Raw genomic sequence first — 14,241 nt, forward strand, 5'->3', positions numbered from 1 at the left:
GCGCATAGTTCATCCACCAAACAACGAGAAGGACGCATAGCCTGCCCTGCGCTGCCTGTGAAGCCACAGGCGGGTGGGGCAGTGTGTGCGATACACATGGACAAGCACCATCCCCACGCCAGCAAATCCACCCTGGGAGCGCTGGTCCTCGGCGCCATCGGCGTCGTGTTCGGAGACATCGGCACCAGCGTGCTGTACTCGGTCAAGGAAGTGTTCGGTTCCGGCCATGTGCAGTTCACCATCGACAACGTCTACGGCATCCTGTCCATCTTCTTCTGGACGCTGACCATCATCGTCTCGCTCAAGTACGTGACGCTGGTGCTGCGCGCCGACAACAACGGCGAGGGCGGCCTGGTGGCCATGCTCACGCTGGCCTCGCAGGCGGTGCAGGACCGGCCCCGGCTGCGCCATGCCATGCTGCTGGTAGGGGTGTTCGGCACCTGCCTGTTCTATGGCGATGGCGTGATCACCCCGGCCATCTCGGTGCTGTCGGCGGTCGAAGGCCTGGAGGTGGTCTCGCCCACCTTCAAGGAATACGTCATTCCCATCACCCTGTTCGTGCTGTTCCTGCTGTTCTGGGTGCAGAAGCACGGCACTCAGGGCATCGGCAAGTTCTTCGGCCCCATCATGGTGCTGTGGCTGATCGCCATTGCGTCGCTGGGGGTGCTGCACATTGCCGGCCATCCCGAAATCCTCTGGGCCATCAGTCCGCACTATGCGCTGGGCTTCATGTGGAACTATCCCGGCACCACCTTCATCATTCTCGGCGCCGTGGTGCTGTGCGTGACCGGCGGCGAGGCGCTCTATGCCGACATGGGCCACTTCGGCAAGAAGCCGATCCGCGTCTCCTGGTTCTTCATCGTGATGCCGGCGCTGGTGCTCAACTACTTCGGCCAGGGAGCGCTGCTGCTCGAGAACCCCGAAGCCGTGAAGAACCCCTTCTTCATGCTGGCCCCCAAGTGGGCGCTGTTGCCCATGGTTGGCCTGGCCACGGCGGCCACCGTGATCGCCTCGCAGGCGCTGATTTCAGGCGCCTTCAGCGTCACCAAGCAGGTGATCCAGCTCGGCTACCTGCCGCGCCTGCAGGTGCAGCACACCAACGTGCATGAAACCGGCCAGATCTACATCCCCTTCGTCAACTGGGGCCTGTTCGTGCTGATCGTGCTGGCCGTGGTGCTTTTCCGCTCCTCCAGCAACCTGGCGGCGGCCTACGGCATTGCGGTGACCACCGACATGCTGATCACCACCGTGCTGACCTTCTTCGTCATCCACTACGCCTGGCGCATGCCGCTGGCGCTGGCGCTGGCTGCCACCGGCTTCTTCTTCGTGGTGGACATCGCCTTCTGGGGCTCCAACCTGCTGAAGCTGGTGCATGGCGGCTGGTTCCCGCTGGTGATCGCCGCCTCGATCTTCCTGCTGATGGTGACCTGGCGTGATGGCCGTGCGCTGCTCAACCGCAAGCTGGTGTCCGAGGGACTGGACCTCAAGAGCTTCCTGGAGGCAGTCTTCTACAGCCCGCCGGCACGGGTGGAAGGCACGGCAATTTTCCTGACCGCCAACGTCGACAACGTGCCGAACGCCCTGATGCACAACCTCAAGCACAACAAGGTGCTGCACAAGCAGAACGTGTTTGTCACCGTGCGCAGCCATGAAGTGCCCTGGGTCGAGCCCGAGCAGCGCCTGTCGGTCCAGCCCCTGGGCAATGACTGCTGGACGGCGGTGGTGAACTACGGCTTCATGGACGATCCCAATCTGCCGCGTGCGCTGGAGCCGCTGCAGCAGCACGGCTGCAGGCTCGATCCGATGCAGACCAGCTACTTCCTCTCGCGCGACAGCGTGGTGCCACGGCTGGGCGACGGCATGGCGCCCTGGCGCGAAAAGCTGTTTGCGCAGATGCACCACAACGCCAGCGGCGCGGCGGACTTCCTGGGGCTGCCGAGCAACGCGGTGGTGGAGCTGGGCTCCAAGGTCGAGATCTGATGCGGGGCGGGGCAACTGCCCGCAAGGGAATCCGGCCAGGAATCGCGGGCTGAGCGGGGAAACTGGCCGGCACAACCGCTGTGCCGCGACCGGTCATGGCGCTGATACGACGTTCAGCCTGCGTGCTGCTCGCAGTGCCGCCGCAGGGCCTGCAGCGCGATGCCCCACTGGTGGTTGCAGAAGCCCAGATAGGGGCTGGTCTCGTCCCAGCCGCTGTGGCGGAAGTCCAGCGTGGTGTCCGGCCCGCCATTGGGCGTGTGCAGCTCGAAGCGCAGCAGGGTGTCTGCCCAAGCCGATGCCGGTGAACTGGCCGCGTGGTGGCTGGTGCAGCGCCACAGCACCAGCTGTTCCGGCTGCGTCTGCAGGATCTGCATGGTGAGCACGCCATGCCCGGGGCCGGGGCGGAAGCTCCATCCGGGCGGACGGCCGTCGTGCAGTTCCAGCTGCGGGCGGTCCCACCAGCTGCCGATGCCGTCTTCCGTCGTCAGGGCCTGGTAGATCACGGCCGGTGCCGCCTTGATCTGGAGCTGGTGGTACAGGGTGGCCATGCGTGCTCTCCTCGGGAACGTGGGGGGCGATGCCAAAAGGCGCATTATCCGGCGCGATGTTGACAGTGCCGTGTCACCTGCCACAAACGCCGGGGCGTGCAAGGGCTTCGAATTGCCGCACAATGTCAGGTTGTGCAGCGCGGCATTGGGGTGCGCGCTGAAATCCTGCCTGTTAGGAATTGCATAGTGACGCAAGCTTCCACCAAAGCGGATGCCGCAGGCACCCGCATGACGCCTTCCGAGCGCCGCTCCAGTCTGGGGCTGGCGCTGATCTTTGCCCTGCGCATGCTGGGCCTGTTCCTGGTGGTGCCGGTGTTCGAGCTGGAAGCCAGCCATTACGCGGGCGCGAATCCGGCCAGCATCGGCATGGCCATGGGCGTGTACGGCCTGACGCAGGCCGTGCTGCAGCTGCCGCTGGGCATGGCGAGCGACCGCTGGGGCCGCAAGCGCCTGATCGCGCTGGGCCTGCTGGTGTTTGCCGTGGGCAGTGTGATCGCCGCCATGGCCACCACCATCGACGGCCTGCTGTGGGGCCGCGCCATCCAGGGCGCCGGTGCCGTGTCGGCTGCCGTGACGGCGCTGCTGGCCGACCAGACGCGCGATGTGGTGCGCACCAAGGCCATGGCCATGATTGGCGCCAGCATCGGTCTGGTGTTCTCGCTGGCCCTGATCGTGTCGCCGCTGCTGGCGGGCTGGATGGGGCTGTCGGGCATGTTCTGGCTGGTGGCCGTGCTGGCGCTGCTGGCCGTGGTGGCGATTTTCGTGATGGTGCCGCCGGAGCCGGCGCTGCATCGCGACGCCGTGGGCGGTTCGCTGGCCGAGGTGCTGGCGCATCCGGCGCTGCTGCGCCTGAACGTGGGCGTGTTCGTGCTGCATGCGGTGCAGCTGGCCATGTGGATGGTGCTGCCGCGTATGCTGGTCGAGGCCGGCCTGGTCAAGGAACACCACTGGTATGTCTATCTGCCGGCCGTGCTCGGTTCCTTCCTGGTGATGGGCGGCGTGCTGTTCCGCATGGAGCGCAAGGGCAAGCTCAAGCAGGTGTTCCTCGCCTCCATCGTGCTGGTGGGGCTGACGCAGCTGGCGCTGTGGTGGATGAGCGGCAGCAGTGCAGGCGAGCCCTCGCTGTGGACGCTGGGCCTGCTGCTGCTGGTGTTCTTCAGCGGCTTCAACATGCTGGAGGCTTCGCAGCCCAGCCTGGTGTCGCGCCAGGCGCCGCCGCAGGCACGCGGCATGGCACTCGGCGTGTACAACACGCTGCAGTCGCTCGGCCTGTTTGCCGGCGGCGCGGTGGGCGGCATTCTGATCAAGCATTCCGGCCCGCAGATGCTGTTCATGGCCAGTGGCGTGCTGATGCTGCTGTGGCTGCTGGTGGCGCTGGGCATGACGGCGCCGGGGCGGCAGGCGGCTGCGCACTGAGCGTTGCGCCTGCATGTGCATCGGCCCAGGCAGGCTGCTCCCGCATAATTTATAGATATTAAGTATTAAATTAGCAACATCAGGTTTGACCCTGATGCAGGGGGCTGCACACGCGGTATCATTCATATCCGGTGCGGATCGTGCGTGTCTGCACCGCTTTCATCAACCCCCTGTGCCACCGTCAGACGCAACTGGCAAGGGTCAACCAGCAAGGACTTATTCCATGGCTTCCGTCAACAAGGTCATTCTCGTCGGCAACCTCGGCCGCGACCCCGAAATCCGCACCTTCCCCAGTGGCGACCAGGTCGCCAACGTCACGATCGCCACGTCCGACCGCTGGAAGGACAAGCAGAGCGGCGAAATGCGCGAGCACACCGAATGGCACCGCCTGGTGTTCAACGGCCGTCTGGCCGAAATCGCCGGCCAGTACCTGCGCAAGGGCTCCCAGATCTACGTGGAAGGCAGCATCCGCACGCGCAAGTGGACGGACCAGGCCAGCGGCCAGGAGCGCTACGCCACCGAAATCCGCGTGGACCAGATGCAGATGCTGGGCAAGCGTGAAGGCATGGGCGGCCCGGGCGATGACGAAGGCTACGGTGGTGGCTACGGCGCTCCCCGCAGCGCACCGGCACAACGCCCGGCAGCCCCCCAGCGTCCTCCGGCAGCTCCTGCACCGGCTCCGGTCCAGGCGCCCCACGGCGGTGGTTTCGGCGACATGGACGACGACATTCCGTTCTGATCCGTTACGGCAGCGGAGCCATTGGCTCTCTCGCAAGCACCAGGCCCGGCTCGTCCGGGCTTTTACATGTGTTCACACACTCGTCACGGTTTTACGGGGTTTCCCTCCCCGGAATCGGATGTCCCGACGCTAAGATGACATCAATCCGTCACACAGACGCGCTTCCCGACCACGGAAGCGGCGGCCGGACCCTCAAGGGTGCCTCCCGCGCGCAGGGCATGCTGCGGATTCCATGCCAGCTTTTTTCAGCCGCACCATAGACAGGTGCCGCATTAAACCCCGGCGCGGTGTATGACCTGCCGGGGTTTTTCACTTCTCAGTCGAGGCGCTTGCGCAGGTGCGCCGGCGGGATGCGCAGCTGTTCGCGGTACTTGGCCACGGTGCGGCGCGCGCACTGGATGCCGCGTTCCTGCAGCAGCTCGCACAGGCGGTTGTCGCTCAGGGGCTTGTGGTCGGGCTCTTCGGCAATCCATTGCGCGATCAGCGTGCGCACCGCGGTGCTGCTGGTGGCGGTGCCGTCGTCGCTGGCGAGCCCGGAGCCGAAAAAGTGTTTCAGCTCGAAGGTGCCCCAGGGGGTATGCAGGTACTTGCCGCTGCTGACACGGCTGATGGTCGATTCGTGCAGGCCCAGGGTGTCGGCAATTTCGCGCATCACCAGCGGCTGCATGGCCAGTGGGCCTTCGGCAAAGAAGCGGGCCTGGCGCTGCACGATGGCTTCGCTCACGCGCAGCAGCGTCTCCTGCCGCTGCTGCAGGCTGCGCACCAGCCAGCGCGCTTCGTTGAGCTGCTGCTGCAGCGCTTCGGCACTGTCACTGCGGTGCTGGCGCAGCAGGCTGGCATAGCGTTCCTGCACCTGCAGGCGCGGCAGGGCATCGGTGTAGAGCTGGACCTGCCATTCCGCTGCACCGTAGCGCGCCGGCATGCGCCGCACCAGCACGTCCGGCACGATGACGTCGCGCTCGGGGTTGGCGAAGCGGCGGGCCGGCTGCGGCTCCAGTGTGGCAATCAGCTGCAGGGCTGCCTTGACGGCATCGGCAGGCTGGCCGCTTTCGCGCGCCAGGGTGCGTACATCGCGGCGCGCCAGCAGCTCCAGTGGCTGATCCAGCAGGAGCCGTGCGGCGGGCGTGGCCGGATGCGTGACGAGGGTCTCCGCGTTCAGTTGCAGGCGCAGGCATTCCGCCAGATCGCGTGCGCCCACGCCTGTGGGCTCCATGGCCTGCAGCAGGCGCAGGGCCATGGTCAGCAGATGCAGCAGTTCGTCGCGCTGCTCCACCGGATCGGTGTCGTCATCGGCCAGTTGCAGCAGCAGGCTGTCGGCCAGCTCTTCCAGCGGATCGGCCAGCCAGCCGCGTTCGTCGAGCGAGTCGATCAGGCACTGCAGGGCCGCCTGCTCCTGCGGATCCAGCCGCAAGGCGCGTGCCTGCTGTTCCAGATGCCCGGCGAGGCTGGAGGCGGCCTGCAGGCTGTCCTGCCAGTCGCCATCATCGTTGCCGGCAGGGGTGGAAGGGTAGCTGCTGTCCGGCTCCCAGGCATCGTTGGAGTCAGCGGGATCGGGGGACTGGGCTTCGCCAGCATCGCTGCCGGAATCCTGCCCGTGCTGCCAGAGTGCGCTCTCGCCGTCCTCCTCCGGGCCGGCACTGCCGGGCGCGGCGTTGTCGGCCAGCACGGCGGCGGCGTCTGTCAGCGTGTGCGAGCCTTCTTCGCCAATCTCTTGCGATGGCCCGGCTTCGGTGCCGCCCACGGGGTCGGTCAGTGCAGGCTCCCCGGAAGGCAGTGCCTGCAAGCCCTCTTCGGTTCCGTCGCCCGATTCCGCCTGCTGCCAGGACAGCTCCTCTGTCTCTGCGGATGCCGTATCCGGACTGGCAGCCTCGGCATCGCCACGGTCTTCGGATTCCTCGGCCAGTTCCAGAAAGGGATTTTCGGCAAGGGCCTGCTGCAGCTCCTGCTGCAGTTCCTGCGTGGACAGCTGCAGCAGCCGGATCGACTGCTGCAGTTGGGGCGTGAGCGCCAGCCCCTGCGCCGTGCGCAGCTGAAGACCGGGCTTCATGGCACTTACATGCGGAAGTGCTCGCCCAGGTAGACGCGGCGCACCTCGGGGTTGGCGACGATCTCTTCGGGCGTGCCTTCCATCAGCACGGTGCCGTCGCTGATGATGCAGGCGTGGTCACAAATGCCCAGGGTTTCGCGCACGTTGTGGTCGGTGATCAGCACGCCGATGCCGCGCTGCTTGAGGAACTGGATGATGCGCTGGATCTCGAGCACGGCAATCGGATCGATGCCGGCAAAGGGCTCGTCCAGCAGGATGAAGCGCGGTTGCGTGGCCAGCGCGCGCGCGATTTCGACGCGGCGGCGCTCACCGCCCGACAGGGCCAGCGCAGGCGATTCGCGCAGCTGGGCAATGTGCAGGTCTTCCAGCAGGGCATTGAGCTGGCTGTTGATCTGCTCGCGATTCAGCTTGCGGCCGCGCTCGTCGATCTGCAGTTCGAGCACGGCACGGATATTCTCCTCGACCGTGAGCTTGCGGAAAATAGAGGCTTCCTGCGGCAGGTAGGACAGGCCCATGCGCGAGCGGCGGTGGATGGGCATGTCCTCGATCGGTTCGCCATCGATGGAGATGGTGCCGCCGTCGGCGCGGATCAGGCCCACGATCATGTAGAAGGAGGTGGTCTTGCCGGCACCGTTGGGGCCGAGCAGGCCGACCACTTCGCCCTTGCGCACAGTGAGCGACACATCCTTGACCACCTTGCGGCGGCCATAGGCCTTCTGCAGGTGGCGCACCACCAGCCGGCTGCCGGCATCCTGCGGCGCGGCAGCAGGGCCGTGACCAGCGGCCAGGGTCGGTTCTTGCAGCTCGCCGGGGGCACTCATCGCGTGTTTCCAATCGCGGAGCTGGGACGCAGCGTGGTGCTGCTGCGCGGCGTGGCCGGTGCCGTGGCGGCCGGCTTGCTGCCGGGAACGACACGGGTGCCGCCAGGCCCCACCGGGACGATGATGGCGCGCACTCGGCCTGCCGGTACCGCGCCAGCGGCCGCACCGCCGGCTCCGGTCGAGGGGCCGCCCACCACGTTGTAGGTTTCGGTGACTTCGTTGTAGACGATGGTGTCGCCCACGACTTCATCGGCCAGGGTGTTGCCGACCAGACGGCGCAGCTTGGCATTGCCGATCAGGCGGGTGATCTGGGTTTTCTCGTCACGCTCGATGCGCGCGCCTTCGCCTTCGAAGAACTCGTTCAGCCCCTCGCGCTTCTGGCGCATGAAAGCGGGTTTCTTGCCGTCGGCGGTGGCCAGCGTGTGCTGGTTGCCTTCGGCGTCCTGGCGCACTTTGACCATGCCGGCACGCAGCACGATGGTGCCCTTGGTGGCCACCACGCGACCGGTGAAGGTGCTGATCTTGTTCAGGTCGTCGTACTGCATGGCGTCCGCTTCCACGTTCATGGGCTTGGTGCGGTCGGCCAGTTCGGCGTGCGCCGGCAGCAGCACGGCGCTGCACAGCAGGGCGGCAACGCTGGAGAGCAGGACTTTGTTCATGTGGGGCGTTCGGCCGGCGCAGGGATGCCGGCAAAAGGGAATGGAGTCATTGTAGCGAAGCGGCCGCGAACGGCCGCCTGCGCCTGTCAGCCCTTGGCAGACTGCACGGCCAGGGCCGTGGCAATCTGCAGGCCGCGCGTGAGGCCCTGTGCGGTTTCTGCATCGATGTAGAACTTGCCGGCCACGCCCAGCGAGGGCACGCCCTCGATGCCGTAATCCATGGCGAGCTGGTTGGCGCGGCGCAGCTTGGCATCCATGCCGAAGGACTTGTAGGCCTGCTCGAAGCGGCCCTTGAGTTCAGGCTGCTGTGCGGCCCAGGCCAGCACATTGGCATCGGTCATCAGGTTGATGCGCTGCTTGTGGATGGCATCGAACACGCGGCCGTGCATCAGGCCGACGTAGCCCAGCGTTTCCAGCGCGTAGAAGGTGCGCTGCAGCGGCGCCATTTCGGGGCGGAAGGCCACGGGGACGCGGCGCACCACCACTTCCGGCGGCACCTGCTTGAGCCAGGCGTTGAACTCGGGCTCGAAGCTGTGGCAGTGCGGGCACCAGTAGCCGAAGAATTCGAGCACTTCGCCCTTGCCCTTGGGGGCATCCGTCGCTGCCGGCTTCTTCAGCACCATGTAGTCCTTGCCGGCCACGGCCTGGGCAGGTGCCTTCTGGGCGTTGGCCTGCAGGCCCCAGCCTGCCAGCCCGGCGACAGCAGCGGTACCGGCGGCGCCGGCGAGGGTGAATTCACGTCGTTTCATTCGGGATACTCCAGGGTCGAAGAGGGACTGCATGATCGCGCAGATGGCAGTCAGACCTTGATGCTAGGGCAAAGTTGCAGGGTGGCGCTGTCTGGTTGTAACAAACAGCGCAGCCGTGCAGGGATTTAGCGCTGCACGCGCACCAGCGCAGCTTCCATGCCGTTGCCTTCCACGCGGCTGCGGGCGGAATCGGCATCGGCCTTGCTGGAGAACGGGCCCAGGCGCACGCGGTAGATGGTGCGGCCGGCCTGGTCGCGCTCGGTAATGCGGGCGCTCATGCCGAGCAGGGACAGGCGGGCGCGCTGTGCATCGGCCTCGGTGCGGTTGCGGAAGGCGCCAGCCTGCACGAAATAGACGAAGGGCTCGCTGGGGGCGGCCTGCGGCTTGGGTGCAGGAGCCGGGGCCGGCTGCTGGGTCTTGGCTGTGCGCGATTCCACCAGTGCGCCGATCGGATCGGTGGAGGCGTTGGCGCGGTCGGCCTTGGCCTTGGCGTCCGCTTCAGCCTTGGCCTTGGCTTTCGCTTCGGCATCCGCCTTGGCCTTGGCTTCGGCGCGGGCCTTGGCACGTGCCTGCTCCTGGGCCTTCAGGTCGGCCTCGGCCTTGGCAGCGGCTTCTTCACGGGCCTTGGCCAGCTCCTGTTCGCGGTCGCCCAGCACTTCGGGGTGGTTGTCCGTCGTGTCCGGTGCCGGCTTGGCCTTGGGCTCTTCGGCCGGATCGGGCTGGGTGGCGGGTTCGTCCTTGGGCGCTTCCTGCACCGGGGGCGGGGCACTGCCCTTCTTGCCCTGCAGGCCGGCGTTGGGATCCCAGTTCTTCAGGCGCGCATCTTCCTCGGCCTGCTGCTGGGCCGTGCGGCCGACGGATTTATCGGTGAAGGGCGTGGGCACCTTGGTGACGTACACCGCCACGGCCAGCGCCACGGCCAGGCCGACCACGATGCCGACAATGAACCCGAGCAGGCCGATGCCACGCTGGCGTGCCAGCGGAGCGGAGGAAACGGGACGGGCAGGAAGACGGACTGCAGCCATAGGTCTCTTTGAAATCGTTACATTTTCTCGGGCGCAGACACGCCGAGCATGGACAGGCCGTTGGCCAGCACCTGACGGGTTGCCGCCACCAGCGCCAGACGCGCCAGACGCACGGCCGGCTCATCGACCAGGATGCGCTCGGCATCATAGTAGCTGTGATAGCTGGCTGCCAGTTCGCGCAAGTAAAAGGTTACATCATGCGGGGCAAAGTCGGCCGCAGCACCCTGCAGCATGTCGGGGTACTGTGACAATTTCAACAGCAGGGCCTGCGCGGCGGGCGTGTCGAGGGCAGTCAGGTCGGCGCTGGCCAGATCGGCCACCTTGCCGCCATCCTTTTCCTGCCACTGCGCCAGCACCGAGCAGATGCGCGCGTGGGCGTACTGCACGTAGTAGACCGGGTTTTCGTTGTTCTTCTGCACGGCCAGGTCGACATCGAAGGTGTATTCGGTGTCGGGCTTGCGGCTGAGCAGGAAGAAGCGCACGGCATCGGCACTGGTCCACTCGATCAGGTCGCGCAGCGTGACATAGCTGCCGGCGCGCTTGCTGATCTTGACCTCTTCGCCGCCGCGCACCACGCGCACCATGGTGTGCAGCACATAGTCGGGGTAGCCCTGCGGGATGCCGACGTTGGCGGCCTGCAGGCCGGCACGCACGCGGGCGATGGTGCCGTGGTGGTCGGTGCCCTGGATGTTGATGGCGCGGGTGTAGCCGCGCTCGAACTTGGCGATGTGGTAGGCCACATCCGGCACGAAGTAGGTATAGCCGCCATCGCTCTTGCGCATGACGCGGTCCTTGTCATCGCCGAAATCGGTCGTGCGCAGCCACAGCGCGCCATCCTGTTCGTAGGTGTGGCCGTTGGCGATCAGCTTTTGCACCGCGTTTTCCACGCGGCCGCTGGTGTACAGGCTGCTTTCGAGGTAGTAGTTGTCGAACTTCAGGCGGAAGGCCTGCAGGTCCTTGTCCTGCTCGTTGCGCAGATAGGCCACGGCGAACTGGCGCACGTTGTCGTAGTCGTCCACATCGCCGTTGGCGGTGAATTCGCGGTCATCGGCGTGGACGGACTTCTTCGCCAGAAAGTCGTTGGCGATGTCCTGGATGTAGTCGCCGTTGTAGAAGGCCTTGCTGGCGGGATTCTCAGGGTCGGTCGGCCAGCAGTCGTCGCCCGGCTTGAAGCCCCTGGCGCGCAGCTGTGTGCTCTTGGTCAGCGTGTCGATCTGCACGCCGGCGTCGTTGTAATAGAACTCGCGGTAGACCTGGATGCCCTGGGTGGCCAGCAGCTTGCAGATGGCATCGCCCAGTGCGGCCTGGCGGCCGTGGCCCACGTGCAGCGGGCCGGTGGGGTTGGCGCTGACGAACTCGACCAGCACCTTCTCGGCGCCCTGCGGCTTGCTGCCGAAGGCTTCGCCAGCGGACAGCACTTCGCGTACCACCTGCTGCTTGGCCTCGGGCTTGAGGCGGATGTTGAGGAAGCCGGGGCCGGCAATGTCGATGGCCGACACCCATTGCTGGTAGGCCGGCTGAGCCTCGAGCGCGGCCTTGAGTTGCTCACCCAGCGCGCGCGGATTCTGCTTGAGCGGCTTGGCCAGCTGCATGGCAGCGTTGGTGGCCCAGTCGCCGTGCGCGGCCTGCTTGGGTTGTTCGAAAGCGGCCCGGGCACCGGCGCCAGGGCTGAGTTTTTCCAGCTCGGCGGCGAGGGCGGCGAGCAATTCCTGTTTGACTTGGAGCATGGGGGGTATTGTAAAGGCGGGCGTGCAATCGGGGGGCACCCCCTGCCGCGCCGGAGCGGGTGGCTGAAGCGCGCAGGGCATGCGCAGCGCATCGTTCGTGAATCCGTCGTTGCTGCGACGCAATAAGTGGACGATGCGTTCGATCCTGCTACGGTGGCGGAGGTTTGGAAACGCGCGGGGAGGCATTCTGGTTTTTCCCAGGTGGCCCAGTGAAATCAACGGGTTGCGAGATTTTTTCCGGCCTTTCGAGAATCTGGCACGCATCCTGCTGGATATCTGGCGAGCACATGGGGTGTTCGCGCCGGCGACGGTGAACAGGTCGCCGGTCGATAAACAGCTAGGAGACATCAATGGAGACAGCGGTTCAAGTCATGGGCATCGATGCCGGGGGCACGATGACCGATACCTTCTTTGTTCGTGGGGATGGGCGCTTTGTGGTGGGCAAGGCGCAAAGCAATCCGCAGGATGAATCCCTCGCCATTTTCAATTCGTCGGAAGATGCGCTGGCGCACTGGAAGCGCACGGTGGATGACGTCTATCCGGAACTGGTGACCTGCGTGTACAGCGGCACGGCGATGCTCAACCGGGTGGTGCAGCGCAAGGGTCTGGATGTGGGCCTAATTTGCAACAAGGGATTCGAGCATGTGCATTCCATGGGCCGTGCCATCCAGAGCTACCTGGGCTACGCCCTCGAGGAGCGCATCCACCTGAACACGCACCGCTACGACGAGCCGCTGGTGCCGCTGAACCGGACCCGTGGTGTGACCGAGCGCACCGATGTGCAGGGCACCGTCGTCATTCCCGTGCGCGAGGCAGAAGTACGCAAGGCCACGCGTGAACTGCTGGACGAAGGCTCCAAGGCCATCGTGATCTGCCTGCTGCAGTCGCACAAGAATGGTGACAGCGAGCGCCAGGTGCGGGACATCGTCCGTGACGAACTGGAAAAAGCGGGCGCTGAAGTGCCGGTGTTTGCCAGCGTGGACTACTATCCGGCGCGCAAGGAAAGCCACCGCATGAATACCACCATTCTGGAGGCCTATGCGGCAGAGCCTTCGCGCCAGACGCTCAAGAAGGTGAGCGACCGCTTCAAGAAGCATGGTGCAAAGTTCGACCTGCGCGTGATGGCCACGCACGGCGGAACGATTTCCTGGAAGGCTTCCGAGCTGGCACGCACCATTGTTTCCGGCCCCATCGGTGGCGTCATCGGATCCAAGCTGCTGGGCGAGACCCTGGGGTATGACAATATCGCCTGCTCCGACATCGGCGGCACCTCGTTCGACATGGCGCTGATCACCAAGGGCAATTTCGCGATTGCGGCCGATCCGGACATGGCGCGACTGGTGCTCTCGCTGCCGTTGGTCACGATGGATTCCGTGGGTGCCGGCGCTGGTTCCTTCGTGCGCATCGATCCCTACAGTGGCTCCATCAAGCTGGGTCCCGACTCCGCAGGCTATCGCGTAGGCACCTGCTGGCCGGAGAGCGGTCTGGATACCGTGTCGGTGTCCGATTGCCACGTCGTGCTGGGCTATCTCAACCCCGACAACTTCCTGGGCGGAGCCATCAAGCTGGACGTGGAGCGTGCGCGCCAGCACATCAAGGAGCAGATTGCAGACCCCCTGGGCCTGAAGGTGGAAGATGCGGCGGCCGGGGTGATCGAACTGCTGGATCTGCAGTTGCGCGAGTATCTGCGCTCCAACGTGGCGGCCAAGGGCTACAGCCCGACGGACTTCGTCTGCTTCAGCTACGGCGGTGCCGGCCCGGTCCATACCTATGGCTACAGCGAAGGCCTGGGCTTCAAGGACGTGATCGTGCCGGCATGGGCGGCCGGGTTCTCCGCGTTTGGCTGCGCCTGCGCCGATTTCGAGTACCGCTATGACAAGTCGGTGGACCTTGCCGTTCCGCAGAATGGCTCGCCGGAAGACAAGCGCAATGCGGCACGCGCCATCCAGCAGGGCTGGGAAGAACTGGCTGCCAAGGTGGTCGAGGAATTCAAGATCAACGGTTTCGACGCCAAGGACGTGATCCTGCGTCCCGGTTTCCGCATGCAGTACATGGGGCAGCTGAACGACCTGGAAATCGTGTCCCCCATTCACTCGGCGGCCAGCGAGGGCGACTGGGACAAGATGGTCGAGACCTTCGAGGAGACCTATTCGCGTGTGTACGCCAGTGCCGCACGTTCGCCGGAGCTGGGCTTCTCGGTGACGGGCGTCATCATGCGCGGCACCGTGGTCACGCAAAAGCCCGTGCTGCCGGAGGATCCGGAGGAAGGTCCCGAGCCGCCGGCCGCCGCTCGCCTGGGTACGCGCAAGTTCTACCGTCACAAGAAGTGGGTCGATGCCACGCTGTGGAAGATGGAAGACCTGAAGCCGGGCAACGAAATCACCGGCCCCGCCATCATCGAATCGGATGCCACCACCTTCGTCGTGCCGGATGGCTTTGCCACCACGCTCGACAAGCACCGCCTGTTCCACCTGCGCGAAACCGGCAGCAAGGTCAGCCACTGAGACACAACGATTAACGGAGACAAACC

11 protein-coding genes are annotated in these 14,241 nt (G+C 65.6%); 4 read left to right on the forward strand and 7 right to left on the reverse strand.

The annotated features are described in order from the left end of the window. Positions 1-96: 96 nt before the first annotated feature. Positions 97-1,980 (forward strand): potassium transporter Kup, encoded by a 1,884-nt coding sequence (locus BMW28_RS00085; RefSeq protein WP_091812636.1) that lies wholly within the window; start codon positions 97-99, stop codon positions 1,978-1,980. A gap of 113 nt (positions 1,981-2,093) precedes the next feature. Here the strand turns inward: BMW28_RS00085 and BMW28_RS00090 are convergent, their stop codons facing one another. Further along, a complete protein-coding gene (locus BMW28_RS00090; RefSeq protein ID WP_159430664.1) occupies positions 2,094-2,528 on the reverse strand; it encodes an SRPBCC family protein in 435 nt (144 codons plus the stop codon). A 228-nt stretch (positions 2,529-2,756) separates the two neighbouring features. On the opposite strand from BMW28_RS00090, the gene BMW28_RS00095 reads away from it, so the two are divergent. Together BMW28_RS00095 and ssb are read left to right on the forward strand one after the other, a co-directional pair. Further along, entirely contained in the window at positions 2,757-3,944 is a 1,188-nt protein-coding gene (locus BMW28_RS00095) for an MFS transporter (protein ID WP_091815244.1), read from the forward strand. A gap of 223 nt (positions 3,945-4,167) precedes the next feature. Beyond that, positions 4,168-4,683, forward strand: a complete 516-nt coding sequence (gene ssb, locus BMW28_RS00100; RefSeq protein ID WP_091812638.1) for a single-stranded DNA-binding protein — start codon at positions 4,168-4,170, stop codon at positions 4,681-4,683. Between the two features lie 316 nt (positions 4,684-4,999). Here ssb and rpoN read toward each other — a convergent pair whose 3' ends face one another. The 6 genes from rpoN to argS form a co-directional block, all read right to left on the reverse strand. Further along, entirely contained in the window at positions 5,000-6,730 is a 1,731-nt protein-coding gene (gene rpoN / locus BMW28_RS00105) for an RNA polymerase factor sigma-54 (RefSeq protein ID WP_091812639.1), read from the reverse strand. A gap of 5 nt (positions 6,731-6,735) precedes the next feature. Then, positions 6,736-7,551, reverse strand: a complete 816-nt coding sequence (gene lptB / locus BMW28_RS00110; RefSeq protein WP_091812640.1) for an LPS export ABC transporter ATP-binding protein — start codon at positions 7,549-7,551, stop codon at positions 6,736-6,738. Further along, the gene (gene lptA / locus BMW28_RS00115) at positions 7,548-8,210 is read right to left on the reverse strand and encodes a lipopolysaccharide transport periplasmic protein LptA (protein ID WP_091812641.1); all 663 of its coding nucleotides are present in this window, start codon (positions 8,208-8,210) and stop codon (positions 7,548-7,550) included. The genes lptB and lptA overlap by 4 nt, the downstream gene beginning before the upstream one ends. An 86-nt stretch (positions 8,211-8,296) precedes the next feature. After that, positions 8,297-8,959: a thiol:disulfide interchange protein DsbA/DsbL gene (locus BMW28_RS00120; protein WP_091812642.1), complete on the reverse strand. Its 663-nt coding sequence runs from the start codon at positions 8,957-8,959 to the stop codon at positions 8,297-8,299. A 125-nt stretch (positions 8,960-9,084) separates the two neighbouring features. Beyond that, positions 9,085-9,984 carry an SPOR domain-containing protein gene (locus BMW28_RS00125; RefSeq protein ID WP_091812643.1) on the reverse strand — a complete coding sequence of 300 codons (900 nt, stop codon included), beginning with the start codon at positions 9,982-9,984 and terminating at the stop codon, positions 9,085-9,087. A gap of 17 nt (positions 9,985-10,001) precedes the next feature. Further along, positions 10,002-11,711 (reverse strand): arginine--tRNA ligase, encoded by a 1,710-nt coding sequence (gene argS / locus BMW28_RS00130; protein WP_091812644.1) that lies wholly within the window; start codon positions 11,709-11,711, stop codon positions 10,002-10,004. Between the two features lie 350 nt (positions 11,712-12,061). Between argS and BMW28_RS00135 the strand changes: the two genes are divergently transcribed. After that, the gene (locus BMW28_RS00135; RefSeq protein WP_091812645.1) at positions 12,062-14,215 is read left to right on the forward strand and encodes a hydantoinase/oxoprolinase family protein; all 2,154 of its coding nucleotides are present in this window, start codon (positions 12,062-12,064) and stop codon (positions 14,213-14,215) included. The last annotated feature ends 26 nt before the right edge of the window (positions 14,216-14,241 follow it).

It is taken from the genome of Allobrachymonas denitrificans DSM 15123 (genome assembly GCF_900110225.1).
Lineage (GTDB): Bacteria > Pseudomonadota > Gammaproteobacteria > Burkholderiales > Burkholderiaceae_C > Brachymonas > Brachymonas denitrificans.

Coding starts and splice junctions, on each gene's coding strand:
- lptA (WP_091812641.1), bottom strand. CDS start 8,210: ATGAACAAAGTCCTGCTCTCCAGCGTTGCCGCCCTGCTGTGCAGCGCC.
- argS (WP_091812644.1), bottom strand. CDS start 11,711: ATGCTCCAAGTCAAACAGGAATTGCTCGCCGCCCTCGCCGCCGAGCTG.
- BMW28_RS00090 (WP_159430664.1), bottom strand. CDS start 2,528: ATGGCCACCCTGTACCACCAGCTCCAGATCAAGGCGGCACCGGCCGTG.
- BMW28_RS00135 (WP_091812645.1), top strand. CDS start 12,062: ATGGAGACAGCGGTTCAAGTCATGGGCATCGATGCCGGGGGCACGATG.
- ssb (WP_091812638.1), top strand. CDS start 4,168: ATGGCTTCCGTCAACAAGGTCATTCTCGTCGGCAACCTCGGCCGCGAC.
- rpoN (WP_091812639.1), bottom strand. CDS start 6,730: ATGAAGCCCGGTCTTCAGCTGCGCACGGCGCAGGGGCTGGCGCTCACG.
- lptB (WP_091812640.1), bottom strand. CDS start 7,551: ATGAGTGCCCCCGGCGAGCTGCAAGAACCGACCCTGGCCGCTGGTCAC.
- BMW28_RS00095 (WP_091815244.1), top strand. CDS start 2,757: ATGACGCCTTCCGAGCGCCGCTCCAGTCTGGGGCTGGCGCTGATCTTT.
- BMW28_RS00125 (WP_091812643.1), bottom strand. CDS start 9,984: ATGGCTGCAGTCCGTCTTCCTGCCCGTCCCGTTTCCTCCGCTCCGCTG.
- BMW28_RS00120 (WP_091812642.1), bottom strand. CDS start 8,959: ATGAAACGACGTGAATTCACCCTCGCCGGCGCCGCCGGTACCGCTGCT.
- BMW28_RS00085 (WP_091812636.1), top strand. CDS start 97: ATGGACAAGCACCATCCCCACGCCAGCAAATCCACCCTGGGAGCGCTG.